The sequence below is a fragment of the Enterovibrio paralichthyis genome, assembly GCF_019209835.1.
GTDB lineage: Bacteria > Pseudomonadota > Gammaproteobacteria > Enterobacterales > Vibrionaceae > Enterovibrio > Enterovibrio paralichthyis.
On the sequence record NZ_JAHUTS010000019.1, the window covers coordinates 74,709 to 91,293 of the forward strand.

General features: G+C 46.4%; 17 protein-coding genes and 1 rRNA gene. 10 read left to right on the forward strand and 8 right to left on the reverse strand.

The genetic code is table 11. From position 1 onward, the window contains the following. Positions 1-187: 187 nt before the first annotated feature. Genes KU854_RS18585 through KU854_RS18595 form a run of 3 tightly spaced genes read left to right on the forward strand, consistent with a single transcriptional unit; the run spans position 188 to position 6,096 of the window. Positions 188-1,132: a thioredoxin family protein gene (locus KU854_RS18585; protein WP_218359875.1), complete on the forward strand. Its 945-nt coding sequence runs from the start codon at positions 188-190 to the stop codon at positions 1,130-1,132. Positions 1,133-1,134: 2 nt separating this feature from the next. Further along, positions 1,135-2,523: a conjugal transfer protein TraH gene (locus KU854_RS18590; protein ID WP_218359876.1), complete on the forward strand. Its 1,389-nt coding sequence runs from the start codon at positions 1,135-1,137 to the stop codon at positions 2,521-2,523. Positions 2,524-2,526: 3 nt separating this feature from the next. Then, the gene (locus KU854_RS18595) at positions 2,527-6,096 is read left to right on the forward strand and encodes a conjugal transfer protein TraG N-terminal domain-containing protein (protein ID WP_218359877.1); all 3,570 of its coding nucleotides are present in this window, start codon (positions 2,527-2,529) and stop codon (positions 6,094-6,096) included. A gap of 32 nt (positions 6,097-6,128) precedes the next feature. Here KU854_RS18595 and eexS read toward each other — a convergent pair whose 3' ends face one another. Genes eexS through KU854_RS18630 form a run of 7 tightly spaced genes read right to left on the reverse strand, consistent with a single transcriptional unit; the run spans position 6,129 to position 9,801 of the window. Then, complete coding sequence (gene eexS, locus KU854_RS18600; RefSeq protein ID WP_218359878.1) at positions 6,129-6,560, reverse strand: entry exclusion protein EexS; 432 nt, start codon at positions 6,558-6,560, stop codon at positions 6,129-6,131. A gap of 54 nt (positions 6,561-6,614) precedes the next feature. Further along, complete coding sequence (locus tag KU854_RS18605) at positions 6,615-7,148, reverse strand: FlhC family transcriptional regulator (RefSeq protein WP_000566753.1); 534 nt, start codon at positions 7,146-7,148, stop codon at positions 6,615-6,617. Further along, positions 7,145-7,444, reverse strand: coding sequence for a flagellar transcriptional regulator FlhD (locus KU854_RS18610; protein WP_115113645.1), 300 nt, complete (start codon positions 7,442-7,444; stop codon positions 7,145-7,147). Before KU854_RS18610 ends, KU854_RS18605 begins: the two co-directional genes overlap by 4 nt. Next, positions 7,441-7,989 carry a lytic transglycosylase domain-containing protein gene (locus KU854_RS18615; protein WP_000848909.1) on the reverse strand — a complete coding sequence of 183 codons (549 nt, stop codon included), beginning with the start codon at positions 7,987-7,989 and terminating at the stop codon, positions 7,441-7,443. Before KU854_RS18615 ends, KU854_RS18610 begins: the two co-directional genes overlap by 4 nt. Then, complete coding sequence (locus KU854_RS18620) at positions 7,976-8,638, reverse strand: DUF6475 domain-containing protein (protein WP_001158521.1); 663 nt, start codon at positions 8,636-8,638, stop codon at positions 7,976-7,978. The genes KU854_RS18615 and KU854_RS18620 overlap by 14 nt, the downstream gene beginning before the upstream one ends. After that, entirely contained in the window at positions 8,625-9,494 is an 870-nt protein-coding gene (locus tag KU854_RS18625; protein ID WP_096991850.1) for a hypothetical protein, read from the reverse strand. The genes KU854_RS18620 and KU854_RS18625 overlap by 14 nt, the downstream gene beginning before the upstream one ends. 55 nt (positions 9,495-9,549) lie before the next feature. Further along, the gene (locus KU854_RS18630) at positions 9,550-9,801 is read right to left on the reverse strand and encodes a helix-turn-helix domain-containing protein (protein ID WP_000451746.1); all 252 of its coding nucleotides are present in this window, start codon (positions 9,799-9,801) and stop codon (positions 9,550-9,552) included. Between the two features lie 117 nt (positions 9,802-9,918). On the opposite strand from KU854_RS18630, the gene KU854_RS18635 reads away from it, so the two are divergent. Both KU854_RS18635 and prfC read left to right on the forward strand, forming a co-directional pair. Further along, positions 9,919-10,566: a LexA family protein gene (locus tag KU854_RS18635; RefSeq protein ID WP_015066602.1), complete on the forward strand. Its 648-nt coding sequence runs from the start codon at positions 9,919-9,921 to the stop codon at positions 10,564-10,566. Between the two features lie 256 nt (positions 10,567-10,822). Then, positions 10,823-12,412 carry a peptide chain release factor 3 gene (gene prfC / locus KU854_RS18640; protein WP_218359879.1) on the forward strand — a complete coding sequence of 530 codons (1,590 nt, stop codon included), beginning with the start codon at positions 10,823-10,825 and terminating at the stop codon, positions 12,410-12,412. A 50-nt stretch (positions 12,413-12,462) separates the two neighbouring features. Here the strand turns inward: prfC and KU854_RS18645 are convergent, their stop codons facing one another. After that, positions 12,463-12,906 carry a type IV pilin protein gene (locus KU854_RS18645; protein WP_218359880.1) on the reverse strand — a complete coding sequence of 148 codons (444 nt, stop codon included), beginning with the start codon at positions 12,904-12,906 and terminating at the stop codon, positions 12,463-12,465. Between the two features lie 103 nt (positions 12,907-13,009). Here KU854_RS18645 and KU854_RS18650 point away from each other — a divergent pair, with 103 nt between their 5' ends. The 5 genes from KU854_RS18650 to KU854_RS18670 form a co-directional block, all read left to right on the forward strand. Next, positions 13,010-13,546, forward strand: coding sequence for a pilus assembly FimT family protein (locus KU854_RS18650; protein WP_336245266.1), 537 nt, complete (start codon positions 13,010-13,012; stop codon positions 13,544-13,546). Next, complete coding sequence (locus KU854_RS18655) at positions 13,543-14,208, forward strand: PilW family protein (RefSeq protein ID WP_255555640.1); 666 nt, start codon at positions 13,543-13,545, stop codon at positions 14,206-14,208. Before KU854_RS18650 ends, KU854_RS18655 begins: the two co-directional genes overlap by 4 nt. Positions 14,209-14,213: 5 nt before the next feature. After that, complete coding sequence (locus KU854_RS18660; protein ID WP_218359881.1) at positions 14,214-15,593, forward strand: hypothetical protein; 1,380 nt, start codon at positions 14,214-14,216, stop codon at positions 15,591-15,593. Next, on the forward strand, positions 15,583-16,020 hold the full coding sequence (locus KU854_RS18665; RefSeq protein WP_218359882.1) for a prepilin-type N-terminal cleavage/methylation domain-containing protein: 438 nt from the start codon (positions 15,583-15,585) through the stop codon (positions 16,018-16,020). Before KU854_RS18660 ends, KU854_RS18665 begins: the two co-directional genes overlap by 11 nt. A 461-nt stretch (positions 16,021-16,481) precedes the next feature. After that, positions 16,482-16,585 (forward strand): 16S ribosomal RNA (locus KU854_RS18670); the annotation flags it as partial.

Sequence of the window (16,585 nt, forward strand, 5' to 3'; positions counted from 1 at the left end):
TGCTCCTCACAGAAAAATCATCATCAATTTCATCCATGATTCAAATTAAAGTAATTTAAAGGTTTTACCTATTTTTGTCGAACACACAGGATAGTCAGAAACACTCACAATTCCTTCATCTATCTGTTCAATCGCTCTAACGTGGATCTTTAGCATGTTAGCTCTATGAAATTTTCTGGAGCTGACAATGAGAACGCCTTTGTTACCTTGGTTTATCCTATGGGTGACCATCCCAATCATTATTTTCTTTCTATTCATCTTGCCCGCCCATGCTAGTGATGGGCAATTCTATCAGCGTGGTCAGGAAGGCTGGTTTTGGTATCAGGTCATTCCTGAGCCAGCGGAGGATGAAGAGCTTATAAAGCCGGAATCTGGTGCGGCAGAGTCGAGTCAGAGCGGGCTAAAGCCTTTCAGTGCTGCCTGGTTTCGTGAGCACATGCAGTCGTTCATGGACAAGGCAATTGATGAGCCGACGAATGAGAATGTCAGGGCTTATCTGTATCTTCAGCGCGTCATGATGGATAAGGGTTCACAGTTTGCTGATGTTAGTCAGCAGGTGGTCATGGGCGATCCTGTTTTGGATGAAATCAGTCGTAGACCCTTGGCGACTTATGCCGCCAATCGGATGGACCGAGAAGCTGGCGCTCAACGTGATGTAGCTTTAGGTGAAGTAGCAAAGCGAGCAGGCTTGTTCTTCTTTTATCGTTCGGATTGCCCTTACTGCCATGCTCAAGCGCCAATTATTGAGTCCATAGCCTTGAACTACGGTTTCGAGGTGTTTGCTATTGCTGTCGATGGCTTGCCTTTACCTGGTGGAGAATTTCCAAACTACAAAGTCGATTCAGGACAAGCTCAATCCCTGTCCGTTACGACTGTTCCAGCTGTGTTCTTAGTAGACCCGCCTAATGTTATTACTCCAATTGGCCAAGGTGCAATGAGCCTTGATGAGCTCAATAATCGAATCATTCTCGCAGCCCATCAAGCCGGTTGGATTGACGATCAAACTTACTATGCCACCAGACCTGTTCAGCCCGGCGTGTCACTCGCGATGTCAGCCCAAGAGCTTAACGAGAAGATATTACAGGACCCTGAGTTCCTTGTTCGCTATTTGCGTGCACAAGGAGGGTTATAACGATGAAAAAAGTATTCCAAGTATCGCTAATCGCCTGTGCGATTGGTTTTTCTTCTATAAGCCAAGCAAGCTTGCAACAGGAGATGAACCAGTTATTTGGTTCAATGACCAACACCACTGCGCCTGGTGTATTCGAGAGTCAGCGGCGTGGCGTTATATCTGGCGGAAGTGTTGTTGTCCGTAACAGAATCATGAACGAGAACCTCGTCTCTATGGTGCCTCCATCATTCCAAGCAGGTTGTGGCGGCATTGATATGTTCGCTGGAAGTTTGTCATTTGTTAATGCTGATCAGTTCGTTCAATTGCTTCGCTCTGTAGCGGCAAATGCCAAGGGGTACGCATTCCAATTGGCGCTCAGTGCTATGTGTGAGAAATGTTCCCAGCACATGGAGACTCTGCAAAAGAAAATCCAGCAGTTGAACGAGTATTTTGGCAATTCCTGTCAAATGGCTCAGGGAGTCGTGAACGATACCCTGTCCGCCTTTGGTAAGAAGGGGCAAACAGAAGCCAGCATGTTGAGCTCACTTAAAGGGGCTGGAGACATTTTTACCAGTTGGAGTGAATCCAATGGTAAGAACCCTTACGAGAATGCTTCAAGTGTCGCGGCATCTGATGTGAACAAAACGATTAAAGGCAACTTGGTTTGGCGAGCACTGAAACGTCACTCTGCATCAAGCTGGTTTGCATCGGGGGATGACCGTTTTCTAGAAGCGGTTATGTCTGTGACGGGTTCGATCATTGTTGGTGATCTAGCTAATGCCGCTGATGGCCAAGGTAAAGCCCCAAAACTGACCAGGCTGAATGGCAATAAAGTGACTATTGAGCATCTAATTCACGGCGGTAACGTCGCTATGTACCGATGTGACACAGTGACGCAAGACGGTTGTCTGAACCCGACAATTACTAACGTGACTCTTACTGGGTTATCAACCCAGGTAGAAAATTTACTTCTAGGTACAGGTTCTAGTAACGGCATTATTTTTAAATTTGCTCGAAATACAGGGGCAGCTAGCACCACTGAAAAAGCTTTTATGACCTCGGCTCCTGCGAGCATTGGCGGCATGATTCGAACACTTTCTGCATTAAATGAAGGAGCTGCTAGGTCGTTTGCTTCAAGAGCGGCACCATTTATTGCTGTTGAGATGGCCCGAGCATTGGTTGAAGACATGCTCAATGCAGCTAGAAGCACCTCTGGTGTGGAAGATCATGCCTATGCGAAGTTGTTAACGGAAGATCTTGAGCGTGCACGTCGCCAAATCAATGAGGAATACGCCGCGTTACAGCGAAGATACGGTTCAGAGCAAGAATTGCTGGCGCATTTTAATCAGGTGATTCAGACCATTCGCAAGCAGCGTTATTACACCGTTAAATCTACGGCACTGGGGGAATAGGTCATGTGGGAGATCTATTCCATCGGGGATTCGGCATTTTTAGAGCAGGTCTTGAACGCTGTCGCGATGATCACTGGTACAGGCGACTTTACTTCAATGGTTCGCATTGGCTTGCTCATTGGGGTATTGATGGTCTCTGTTCAGGCTTTAATGCAAGGTGGTCGTGGGATTAACTTTCAGCACGTTTTAGTCTCATGGCTAGTCTTTGCAACCATGTTTGGACCCAGTACCCGAGTGAGCATTGAGGATGCGTACACGGGGCAAGTTCGAGTGGTTGATAATGTACCTATCGGTGTTGCTGCCGCAGGCAGTACGATTTCGACTGTTGGCTTTCAAATCACGCGATTGTTTGAAACGGCGTTCTCAACTCCCGCCATGACGGAATACGGCTTTGCATCCAGTTTACAGTCACTGATTAAAGTGAGAAAACAGGTGATGGATCGCTCTGGGTTGGGTGATGCAAATCGTGTCGGCGGCTCGGACATCGAGCAATCGTGGTTTAATTACATCAAAGAGTGCACCTTGATTGGTATCGACATTGGCCAAAAGAACCTCGATCAGGTGCTGAGTGATCCTAACCCGATGACTGCGATTAGGTTTGATTCGCGCATTTATGGCACGCGCATCATGCTCAGTGGTAGCAGTAGCGATTTGGACTGCTCCGATGCCTATAGCCAGCTGAAACTCATGACAGAATCAACCTTCATTCCAAGGCTTAAACAGGTTCTGTCAGCCTCATTGGGGACTTCGTCAGCTACTGATACTGATGACGTGATCCGAAATGCACTGAATAACCTTGGTTTGGCTTCGGTTAACACCCAAGAGTACATGACCGCGTCGGTGCTTTTGCCTATTTATGAGCAAAGCGTGACGGGCAAGTATATGGATGATCAAGCTTTCACCGCTGCCGTGATGGTTAACCAAGCGATTGAGCAGCGCAATACGCAATGGGCGGCGGAGCAGACCCTGTTCCAAAGTATCGTTCGTCCGATGATGACGTTTTTTGAGGGTTTCATTTACGCCATCACCCCATTGATGGCCTTTGTGATTGCCCTTGGCCAAATCGGGATGCGAATGGCCGGGAAGTACTTGTTAATCCTGCTTTGGATTCAACTTTGGATGCCTGTCATGGCCATCATTAACCTATATATCCATTTAACTGTTGCTGGGAAAATGTCGGCTCTTGATGCCTTTGCAGGTACAGAAGTGCCATCTTTTGCTGGGATGATGCAGATGGATTCAGTGCTGCAAACCTGGATAGCTACTGGCGGCATGTTGGCGTCGAGTGTTCCGGCGATTTCGCTCATGCTCGTGTATGGCTCAGCAATAACCGCTACCCACTTGGCTGGACGTCTTCAAAACGGTGATGCCATTGATGAAAAGATGGCAAGTCCAGATGTCGCGAAAAATGCCCCGGTGATGCAATCACAGTCAATGTTCCAAAATTCAGCCCTCACTGGTTCTGCTATGACCGGCGCGTCAAACCTACTTAGCAGTTTCTCTGTCGGAAATGCGGTGGGTTCAATGGTCGGCTCTGCAAAAGAATCCATGACTCAGGCAACTCAAGCCTTTAGCCGTCAAGTTGGCAATACCATGAGCCGAACTTTTGGTGAAAAGCTAAGTTACGACAACCTTTCTTCGGTTGGACGTCAGATTGGTTCTTCTAATTCCGCATCTAGCGCCGTTGTTAATCAGGTCACTGATGACCTGCAAACACGGTATGGTTTCGGAGACGATAAAAAAGACGCTGTACGTGGCTTGGTATCGGGCGTGTTATCTGGCGGGCTAAGGGTTGGTGGCGATGGAACCATTACTAATCCCGGTGAGAAAGAAGTTGCCGATAAGGGTTTTCTTGGGAGGCTTCTTGGAACGGGAGGCAATGATTCTCCACAAGGTAATTTGCCTGGAGTTGATAAGCCAGATTCATCTCGTGTACCAAAACTATCAAGGGTACGAGCTGGGTTGGATCTAGGTGGTAACTTTAGTGGCCAAGTTGAGTCGTCAGAAGGCAGTTCTCGGTCTACGAGCGCAAATACGCTCACTGGGGAGATGCAAAGCTTGGCATCGAGTGATTCACGACGTGCTGAGTTTCGCGATGCGATGGTTAAGGACTTTTCAGATTCAAGACGCTCTGGCGTTGAGATGTCGTTGTCTAATCAAGACTATCAGTCACTTCAGAGTTCAGCACAAGACGTTATCACGGCATCAAACCGCTTTAGTGAGCTTGATCAGGCCAGCTACAGTCTATCAGGACAAAGGAACACGGATGGTGCGACGTTAACTCGATTAGCAGCGGATAATCCTGAAGTCATGGATTATTTAGGTCGCTATATGAACCAGCATGTTGAAGCAGGTAACCGATTACGTGAAAACCTTCCAATGTATCAGCGCTTGCTACCTGATGATAATCAGGCGTATGTGGCCGCAGCTATGGAGTCTTTAACCTATAGCAACTCCTCTACGCCCGCTGAACGAGACAATGACTATCAAGCAGCAATGACTGTTATGGCCATGGCTACCGGAGCCGATTTACGATCTATTCAGCCACGCTCTAATGAAGGCTTGTCATCAACGGCACCTACTTTTGGTGGCACTCAAAGCCAAGTTGAATCAGGTGTTCTGGGAGGCTATGAGGATGCTGCAACAGTTCAAACGCAGTTCAATTCGGCTCAATCTGCTTACCAAACCAATCTTTCTGGTGTAGATGGACAGCTGAATGCGCATCAGCAGCAAGCTCAGCAGACCGTAGCTACTGACACAAGTACCTATCAATCTGGACTAAACAGTGAAGCTGGCTCTCAGTGGCGATCTCGCATTATGGCTGATGATAGCGGAGTCTCTGGTGCTGAAATGTTCTTCAACAGCGCCAGTGCTATTGGTGATTTCAGTGGCAAGCATACTGATGCAGCATTGCATACCTTGAATCACTTTGGCGAAGACTATGAGAGTTACAAGGAGCAAGCGCTTGAAGACCCTGGCTCACGAGGTTTCTTGCACAATGCAACTGTGGCCAGCAAATCAACATGGGATGGGTTAAAAGCAGCCGTTGATGCCGGAACCTCTTTGGAAAATCCTTTGACGGCGTTTAATGATGCATACAGTGGATCGAGTTCGCAGTATGCCTCCGAAGTTAACTGGGGCACTAAGTCTGAAGCCATGTTGGCTGGGGCATTCGGTGCGGCAGTTAACAATCGATACGGTGAGTTCTTAGAACAGTACGCCGATGATTTTAAACAGGAAGCATACAGCGAAGGACAGAGAATGGGATTGACCCCGATTCAAAGTCAAGTGTTCGCTCAAGCTTTCAATGAAGGTTTGGCGGGGCGCGTATTCAACTCTGAAGACTCATCGAGTTGGTCGCCTGAAATGCTAGGTCTAAGGGAGCAAATGCTAAATGAGTATCGTCAAAAGGATGAGAGTGGCGCTTACATTCCTGACAGTGTGTCCAAAGAAGATAAAGCATTTGTGGATAAGCAGATAGCGGTGATCTCAAATGCATCGCTTGCGGGAGATTATGCTCAGAACAACTTGATCGATATTAGGGCCTATAACCAGGCATCAGGAAGGAACTGAAAATAGAAGGTAGCCAGCTTGTGGTTGGCTGGCTATTTTTTTGGCTTTTTGGGATACCTTGGATAAAAGCCATCAAAAAACGAATGGAGCTTATACCAATACCATTTTTCTTCAATGCTCAAAGTTCTACCCGAATCTTTAACTTGGCTACTCAAGAATCTAATTCCAGTACAAATAGCTAAGAAAAAGAGTCCCAAACCAACAATTGTCCAACTCGCTTGCCAATATGCGATTGCTAAAAACATAGTGGTGATGGCTATAAGGCCGATGGGGTTGCAGGTCGCTTTGAATCCCAAGTAGCTGAAAAAAACGACGGTGCAGAACAGAAATGGCAAAGCCGCTAACTTGGCAAATGCCGTTAATATTTCTGATGGAAAAAAATGAGCCGCAGCCAAAGTCGCCAGAAAAAGCCCCAGTGATATAACCCAGCAGCGTGCTGGTAAAGATTTAAGTAAGTTTGTCATCTTAGTACTCTCAAAGTGCACGGGCGGTGCACAATCAAATCATGTATCAGCATGTTAGTTCTCAAAAAGTGCTCTAGTGGTTTGCTCGGCCATAATCTCGCACACAGGACATTTAAGCTGAATGCGCTGTTGAGATACCGTCAAATACAGACTACCGCATCGACACCGGTGTAAGGATGCAAGCTGTGATCTTAAATCACGAGCTAGAACCCAACCTTCATTGATGGTCAGTTTTTTCCAGGGGATCTCAGCTGGAAGGTCTGCCTCTTCTCTTGCAACCAAGTACGCATCGTAAGCCTTCATCAAAGCATCGATATTTAATTGCTTGTAGACATTATCACCACCAATATTGACATAAAGCGCCATCAGCAGGGAGCCTTCAACTAGGGCTCTTCTGCTTTTAACGATGGCATCAGATTCTGGCAATTGACCAGGACAAGGTGACTTGCCAGTCACTTCTTTGTGCAGCCTTCTGATAATGTGGATTGGCAAACCTGTATCGAGCGCGATAATGGTCGTTCGAAATCCGTACTTAATAAGCAGCGAGGCTCGGGTAAACAGCTCACTTTTGGACAGGTTATCAATCATGCATCCCCCTTGTTGTTTAGGGTTGATAATAAATAAGCGATTCTTGGGATACCTGTGCCTTTGCTCTTCACCATCTCAATCAGTTGGCTTTGGTTACCCCTTGGTTGAAACAGCATGAATGATGAGGTCGCCACTCGTTGCAGGTCGTCAACACCGGCATTAATCAGTGCATCCACCACGTCGCGTGTAAGTCCAAAGCGCAAGACCGCCTCTTGCGGATCAATTCGCGATAATTCACGTGCTGCGTGTAGGTACGCCAAATTTAATTGATAGAAGTCTTGTTGATTGGTTGTCATTGACGGACCTCCAGTTCATGTAAAATATTGCGATAGATAGAAAGCACTCTTTGCCCATACCAGCGTGCACGCTCTTCGTTCCAACTGTGATAGCGGCCTATGCCAAGCTCTAAATCGTTTGGTGAAGACTTGATTGCTTCGGCCAAAATACTGGAGCCGACAGTAAGGTTGGTGATGGGGTCTAGCAGTTCAGCTGCTGAGCTCACTCGATGCCCATGCCAATGCAAATTGATTTGCATAAGGCCAATATCGAGCTGGTATTTTTCACTCTCTTGAAGTGCCTGGTTTAACAGTTGCTCCGCTTCTGTCTTAGATTTGGCGTAGGTTGCGTTTGAACCATTGCGAATTGCGTATGGCCATGGACTGGTCATGTTAAGACCTCGATGTGAGGCTGACTCAGCCAAGGCAACGGCGTAGAGCATGACTGGATCAATACCAACACTTTGTGCTGCTTTTTCCCACTGATAGCCCGGAAACGCATAGACTGAAGTGCTTGCGGACATAGCTATCACTAGGGCAACGGTTTTTGCTTTAATCGTTTTCATTTTTGTCCTCTAATTGATTTCCGAGAAGCGCCTGAATGGCTTTCGGGCTTATTCTTTTCAAAGGCACTGCGCTAAAATTGGCGATGCCTCTCGTGTAAACTTGTGCCGCTTTTGACCAGTCACCCACGGCAACAGGCGCTTGCATATCAAATCCTTTTTGCTGGTTCTGATGGTCTGCAATACCCTGTAATAGCCTTGGGTATTCACCCACTTCGTCCCGCAGCAAGTAAGCCTGGTAGCGTGTTAAAAACTCTTTTTGCTTAAAGGGGTATTCCCTGTCATCAACTTTGCAGAGTTCAACCCATCCCCCCATGTCTGAAATCACGCGGTGGATAAGTGCATCGTCAAACATCACGGATGTCCAAGCACCAACCTGACGAACAGCCTTGTCAACTTTGTTCCAAGCAACCATGGCTCTTGAACCCGAGTTGCCATCGATATGCTTGATGACGTCAGCGGGCTTTGGAAAAAATTGCCCAGTATCCGGTGATTGAATATGCCGAGTCAGACCGATTCGCACTTCTTCAATGCTATAAGCACGAAGGGCTTCAAATGCGATGGATAGCAATTGCGGTGATACGCTTTTGCCATACATGGCCCAAGCTGCTCCCCAAACTTCAGCAAACTCGCGTTTATCAACCTCCTGCACTTGAACGAACCTCCCGAATACCTGGTCCGGCCCAGCTTTCAGCGATGCGACGATTGCTTTCTTCAATATTCAATTGGTGATTGCTGCCCTTTAGGCTCGTCGATGATTGCTGTACTTCATCAATGCGAACGTACTCGTCTTCCCATTGCCGGTTTAAAAGCCAGTTATGTGGCATAGGGGTCTTAGTCCGATCTTGATACTGCAATCGGTTGTCTCGTTGCTCTTTCCAGCGTGTTAGCACTTCCAAGGCGAGTTCATGGTCTTCATTGAGGCCCATGCGTAGCCATTCTTCTTTGGCTTTAGCTTTTTTTTCTTTGCGTATTTGTACATCCCAGAAGTCTTCAAACTGTATGTGATAAACAGTTTTAACTGTTGGTTTATTGCTTCTCTCAGAGTCATCCGACCGTTGAGAGTCCCTTACCGGGTTGCCAACAGGCATAAACAATGATGAAAATTCTTCTGGAAGCCGAGCTTGAAAAGCGGCAAGAGATTTCAAAAGCGATGCCATACCAACGAAGTCGGCAGGTACATCTTTAAGCAACCGAAAGGCTGCCTTACCTTGGTTTGGGTTTTCGATTGGGTTGTGCTTCAGAAAGCTTCGAATCAAAGTCCAACCAGATTCCTCGCAACGAATCAGGAACTGATCTTGTTCTAACTCACTTAACGCCTTGGCAACCTGTTGCTCATCCCAGTTCAAGTCAGAAGCAACGTAACCAATCGGCAGTCGAAAGCAGCCAAGCAAATTACAATGCGGGCATGTAAGCAAATACAGTCCTAGCAACTTCGCTGAGTCACTCCAGGACAAAACATTTTGCTTTAGCCAAAAGCGGGTATAGACCTTGCCATAATCACGCATGGAGGTACTCGCTTTTGTGTTTACGTAAAATGCTGACCATTAGTTGCCCTTAATCCTACTGGTTACTGGCTTTCAGCTCGCTTGGGCATTCGGGGTAGATGTCCGGTCTTAACTGAGATCGGGTTACCTGTCCTTGCGTAGCTTGTTCGATGGGTAAAACGAATTCAGCGGGAACACGCCCTGATTTATTCAACCAAAACCAGACGTTTTGCTGTTTTGAGTTGATGGCTCGTGCTAATGCTGATTGCCCGCCGACCAAGTCAATGGCACGGCGGAGATGTTTTTGTGTCGTGTTGAACACTTCCATACCGTCTCCTGTTACAATAATAACTGTTACAAGATTGAATGTTACAGTTTAAACTGTAGGCAAGTCAACAGTTAAAATTGTTGAAAGGCTACAGTTTTATTTGTAGAATACGGGCTTATGAAAACTTTATCCGAACGACTAAACCATGCCTTGCAGCTTACTGGGGTGACTCAGTCTGAGTTGGCTCGTCGCATTGGTATCAAACAGCAGTCGATCAGCCAGATTTGCTCTGGTAAATCGGCTAGGTCTCGTTACACCATGCAGATCGCGGAGGCGCTTCGCGTGAATGCTCATTGGCTCGCCACAGGTGATGGCGAGATTGGCTTGGGGGTCGGTAATGTAGAAGTAGGGCCTGACATTAAAGGGAGTATTCCTCTTATTAATTGGGTTCAGGCTGGGGATTGGACTGAAATAGCGGAGGGATTTGCCTTTGAAGATGCAGAGGAGTGGCGTGAAGTCACTGGGAAAGCACATGAAGGTTGTTTCGCGCTTCGCGTAAAAGGCGACAGTATGGAAAATCCAAGCGGCAAAAAATCAATACCAGAAGGTGCTGTTATAGTTGTAGATCCTGATGCTCCTTACTCATCTGGTTCATTGGTTGTAGCGCGGCTTGATGATTCAAGAGAAGCAACCTTTAAACAATTAGTCTTGGATGGTGAGCAAAAATATTTGAAGCCTCTCAATCCACAATATCCAGCAATACCGATCAACGGCAATTGCTCAATTATTGGCGTTGTTAAACAAGCTATCATCGATTTTTGGTAGCGAAGGAATTTGTGGTTTAGCCACAGTTGTTCATGAGCTGAAGAAGCAACGATTGCAAACAGCTACAACTGAGCATTGGCGCACGCTGAGAGTAAATGGTAACCGATTAGATAACCATTGATTGTTTATAAAGTCAAGATCAGCGAAAATAGCGACCAATTACGATTAACACGACGGATTTGACAAGCGAAGAACTGAAAAGAGAGTACTTCCAAAAGTGTGTACAAATCCGTGTACAAACTAAAAGAATTTATACATGGCAAACCAAGATTTTCTCAATGAAATCAATAAGCGAAGGACCTTTGCTATCATCTCGCACCCGGATGCCGGTAAAACAACCATTACTGAAAAGGTATTGTTATTCGGACGCGCTATCCAAACTGCCGGTACAGTAAAAGGTCGCGGTTCCAACCAGCATGCGAAGTCTGACTGGATGGAAATGGAAAAAGAACGTGGTATTTCGGTTACCACGTCTGTTATGCAGTTCCCTTACAATGAATGTCTCGTAAACCTGTTGGATACCCCAGGACACGAAGACTTCTCCGAAGATACTTATCGCACACTGACTGCCGTAGACTCATGTCTGATGGTTATCGATGCAGCGAAAGGTGTTGAGGATCGTACCCGTAAGTTGATGGAAGTTACCCGCTTGCGTGATACGCCAATCGTAACGTTCATGAACAAACTCGACCGTGATATCCGCGACCCAATGGAGTTGCTGGATGAGGTCGAGAGCGAATTGAATATCGCTTGTGCGCCTGTTTCATGGCCAATTGGTTGTGGTAAAGAGTTCAAGGGTGTTTATCACATTCATCGTGACGAAACCATTTTGTACCAAACAGGCCAGGGTCACACTATCCAGGACTCTCGTATTATCAAGGGCATTGATAACCCTGAGTTGGATGCAGAAGTTGGTGAAGACTTGGCAATGCAACTTCGAGAGGAGTTGGAATTGGTGCTGGGTGCTTCACATGAGTTTGATCAGGAAATGTTCCTGAAAGGCGAGCTGACACCAGTGTTCTTCGGTACAGCGTTGGGTAACTTTGGTGTTGACCATATGCTCGATGGCCTGACTGACTGGGCGCCGGCACCATTGCCTCGTCAATCCCATGAGCGTGCTGTTGAAGCAGGCGAAGAGAAGTTCACGGGTTTTGTCTTCAAAATTCAGGCGAACATGGATCCTAAACACCGTGACCGTATTGCTTTCATGCGTATCGTTTCTGGCAAGTACAGCCAGGGTATGAAGATGAAGCATGTGCGCACCGGTAAAACTGTGTCTATTTCCGATGCAGTAACCTTTATGGCGGGTGACCGTTCACGTGCCGCTGAAGCGTACGCGGGCGACATTATTGGTTTGCATAACCACGGCACTATCCAGATTGGTGACACCTTTACCCAAGGTGAAGATCTGAAGTTCTCAGGCATTCCAAACTTTGCGCCTGAACTGTTCCGTCGCATCCGCCTGCGCGACCCGCTGAAACAGAAGCAACTGCTGAAAGGTCTGGTTCAGCTGTCTGAAGAAGGTGCGGTTCAGGTGTTCCGTCCGATGATCTCTAACGATCTGATTGTTGGTGCGGTAGGTGTACTGCAGTTTGATGTGGTTGTTGCCCGTCTGAAATCTGAATATAACGTTGAAGCGATTTACGAGCCTGTGAACGTTGCAACAGCCCGCTGGGTTGAATGTTCTGATGCGAAAAAGCTGGATGAGTTCCAGCGTAAGAATCAGTCCAACCTGGCATTGGATGGCGGCGATAACCTTACGTATATCGCACCGACCATGGTGAACTTGAGCCTAACACAAGAACGTCATCCAGACGTGAGCTTCCGTGCAACGCGTGAACACTGATCGTTCAGCAATGATTTGAATTGAAAGCCGCTACTGCAGTAGCGGCTTTTTTATATCCAGCATTTAGCATTATCACGGATTGCTGAACCATCAATGCTAAAGTTCAGTTGCTCTGATGCACTGTTAATAGCCATGGTATGGCACTCTGAGTCATTGTCCTGAATCGACGTAGATTTCGGTTTGGCCTTAATGATGTAAGCGTTGTTGCCTGAACCTGATGTATCTATCGAAAAATCGTACTCTTCAGAGACCTGGCATTTAGCACAGACCAATGTTGTATCGCTCGGATACGTCCAATTATTCTCGGTGAAATACTGTTCGGTATGCACCTGTAACTGATACAAATCCATCTGAACCCGGTTTCTCTCTGACTTGATCAAATACTTCCCGACTGCCGGAGCGGCGATGGCAGTTAGGGCACCTATGATTGCAATGACAATCAAGATTTCGATCAACGTCATACCCTTATGTAATGTCTTAATTCTCAGCGTCATTTTTTGGTTCGCTATGCGGGAAATCCATTTTAATTACAGCGAACTACGTTATATCTGTTGGTAGTATGGAGACAAGGTAGAGAGAACGCCTGAGGAAATTGGTGTGAGATATTGGAATCTACAGCGCGGATTTAGCTTAATTGAAATGATAACAACGGTATCAGTGCTGGCTGTCGTCACAGCGGTTGCTGTTCCTTCCTTCGTTAATGCCAATAAAACGGCCATGGTCGAGAGTAAGGCGACACAATTGCTCACCATCCTAGAAGTAGGTCAGTCAGAATCAATGAAACAGCACAGCAATATTTATGTTCACTATGTTCCGGCAGATGCGGATAGTGATGGTTGCATCGGGTTGAGTCATAAATCCAATGTTGCTGAGTTTAACTGCGCGCTGAATGAAGGCTTACAAAAATTCGTCATTGAAAATAGCGGTAAAGTCACTATTCAAGAGCCATCAAGCGCGACTGCAGAGCGGTTGTTTTACTTCTCACCAAAAACGGGGCTCCCTTCACTCGATAAAACAGTGAAACTTGCTTTCGGGACTGACGCCGGAAAAGAGTCAGGGGTTTTGATTCGTAGATACTCTGGTATCAAAGGGTGCAGTAATACGACGGTTGTCGGCTGGGAGGCCTGTTCATGATGAACAGAACGCTTCTCAGGGGATATACCCTGGTTGAGATGATGGTTGGGTTAACCGTCAGTTTAGTTGTTCTTGCTGCATCTATTGCACTGTTTTCAGTCAATACAAATATGGGAACGTCGCACCTGCAGCGTGACTTCTTGCGTTCTCAGTTAAACCTGTTGTCGGACAGGTTAAAAAATGACATTTCACGAGCTGGCTTTTGTTATGACTGCTCAACGATAAACCCATTTATTGTTGCAGGGGCCCCGGGTGAGTTCTCATCAATATTGATAGACGACAGTGCGATTAAAGAGGCAGAAGGTACCTGCATACGATTTGCATATAACCACGATAAACGTTCAGGCCCGAGCTCTTTAGACAAAGACGATGCCATGGGATACCGACTGGGTAAGGATGCAAATGACGACCCAGTCATTGAAATGTATGAAAACTGGAATGACCTGACAAACTGGACGTGTGACAGTGGTTATTGGCGCGATATGACATTTGACCGCTTAAAAATAGATAACCTAACGTTCCAACGTTCTAATCACAACGTAGTAGGCAGTGCAAACAGACTCCAGCATATTGAAGTGGAGATCGTCGCCTCTCTTAAATCAGATAGCTCAATCTCAGACTCAGTGTCTTTTACTGTCTCCGTACCTAATGTGGATGGGTAGTGCAAATGAATAACAATAAAGGAATGGCAACACTGGCAACGGTGAGCGGTGTGTTGTTGATGGTTGGATTGTTTGCAGTGTCGGTTGCAAATTCAGGTTTTGGTGAAATTAAAAAGACACAGAACCTGATGATTGATGCTGAGCAAAGAGCGCGTGCGAAAGCAGGGCTTGATTGCGCCATAGCAACGATTTCACAGTATGAGCCAACGGCTGTTCAACTAAACGATGGCAGTTTTCTATCAACCATCACTGACAAATGTGCGGGTAAAACATCTAGCCAATTCGCTCTTGTTGGGACAGATAGTCCTTGGTCACTGACGTCGTCCTCAGGTTTTGCCAATTACGGTGCGATGATTGCCAGTGGCGGGGGAACCGCATCCGCTTTCAAAACGGCAGGGAGCTTAGTAATAGAGGGCGGCAACTCTTGGATTCCGGCAAAAGGCGAGCATGTTGGCAAAGAAGGCCAAACTGAAATCTATGAGTGTATGGCAATCATTGCAGGCGGTGATGTCACAATAGATACAGGAAAATCAACTGCTAAATTTGAATCGCAACTGCTGGCGACCAATCTGGAGAAGTGCAAAGAAGGCTATAGCACCACTGTTGCTGCCAATAAAAAAGTGACCAATAACTTTGAGGCAGACATTTTGTATCAACAACCAAACTTGACGCTGTTTAAAGACAAATTTCAGACAGAAAAAAGTGATTGGGCAAGTGTTAAAGCTAAGTTTGATGGTTCAATAAGTACGAAAACGACTGAGACGGATGGGGATTCCACTGTCATCGTCGATAATGCAGGTAAATGTGGCACACTGATCAATGAAAAACGCAAAGAGGTCATCGACGACAAAAAACTCCCAAATGGTGAGTTAGTGACGCTTTGGGTGGATGGTGACTGTGATTTAACTGGTGTAGTGAGTGATAGTAGTAACCCTGTTTCAATAGTGGTTAAAGATGGCGTGATTGCATACAACGGTTCACTTGCTAACTTTAACGGCTCTATTTTCCAGTTTAATTATGAGAGAGAGAATTTCCTCGACTCTTGGCTGGATATCGAAATAGTAACGGACGAAGATGGAAATCCAGTACTCGGTAGTGACGACAAACCAGAAACCAAAGTTTCTTGCACCAACGGGCCAATGAAGCTGATGTGCGATCTATTTAACGAGCCGGAAAATTTGGGAATGAATCCGGATAACTGGAAATACCTGCCATTTCTGTTCTTTGGTTCTTTTGAAACCAGAGGCAGTTATATCGTTGATGTTGAAAATGGCACATCAAAGGTCTTTGGGGCGTTTAAACCAGGGTATGACGCGAGTGTAGATGAGGACCCCAATTTTCCAACGCCTCCCAGAGTACTAAAAGGCAGCATCCATGATTTCTAATCGCGGTTTTTCATTGGTAGAAGTTTTGATCTCTATCGTTGTCGTGGTACTCGCTGGAGTTGGGACGCTGAAGCTCTATAGCTATATAGAAGTAGAGAAAAGTAATGTGATGATGGCAGTAGAAGCAAAGCGCGTTGCAGAAAACCAAATTTCTGCACTTCAAGCACTGAACACCCTGGACTCTAGTTGCGCTGGAAAAACACTGGACGATATCAATACGTGTATATTGACGCTTCCGGCTGGGAGTCCTTTTACTGTGGTTATGAACAACGTAAATACAGTTGATAGTCGGGTAGTAGGCGGTGCTGCGGCAGAGGTGTATGCGAAAGTCATTGGGGTTGAAGTCAGCTGGACAGACCGAAATGGCCAGAATAGAAGCATTGAATTACCTGTGACCGTTTCTAAATTCACCAATCTGCTCGATTAGTAGACGTTCGGCTGCTTTTTGTGAGGTTTTTCGCAAAAAGCGGTTGCCAACTGTTTTTCTCTCCCTATAATGCCGCCTCACCGACACGGAGAGCGGCTTCCAAGTTTGGAAATCGAATCTAAATCGGCGTGATGAAAGCCTTACGAGGCAAGTCAACAAGACGTTTTGAAGGTTGCGAAAGCAGCGTTGAAAAATCTCAAAATTTCTTCTTGACTTCATCGCCTGGCAGCGTAGAATTCGCAGCCCTGACGGTGAGAGGCGAAGCTTCTTAAGTCAACGTTCTTTAACAATTTGACCAATGCAATCTGTGTGGGCACTCGTCATTGATAGACAAAAAGATTTATCAACGAACTGAGTGACCAAACGAAACTCTTCGGAGTTATCGGCACAGTCAATTCGTTTTGCTTCTGCTTTTTTAAAAGCGGAGACAAAACAAAACAGTATTCGTTGAGCCAAAATTCTAATTGAAGAGTTTGATCATGGCTCAGATTGAACGCTGGCGGCAGGCCTAACACATGCAAGTCGAGCGGCAGCACAGGGGAACTTGTTCCCTGGGTGGCGAGCG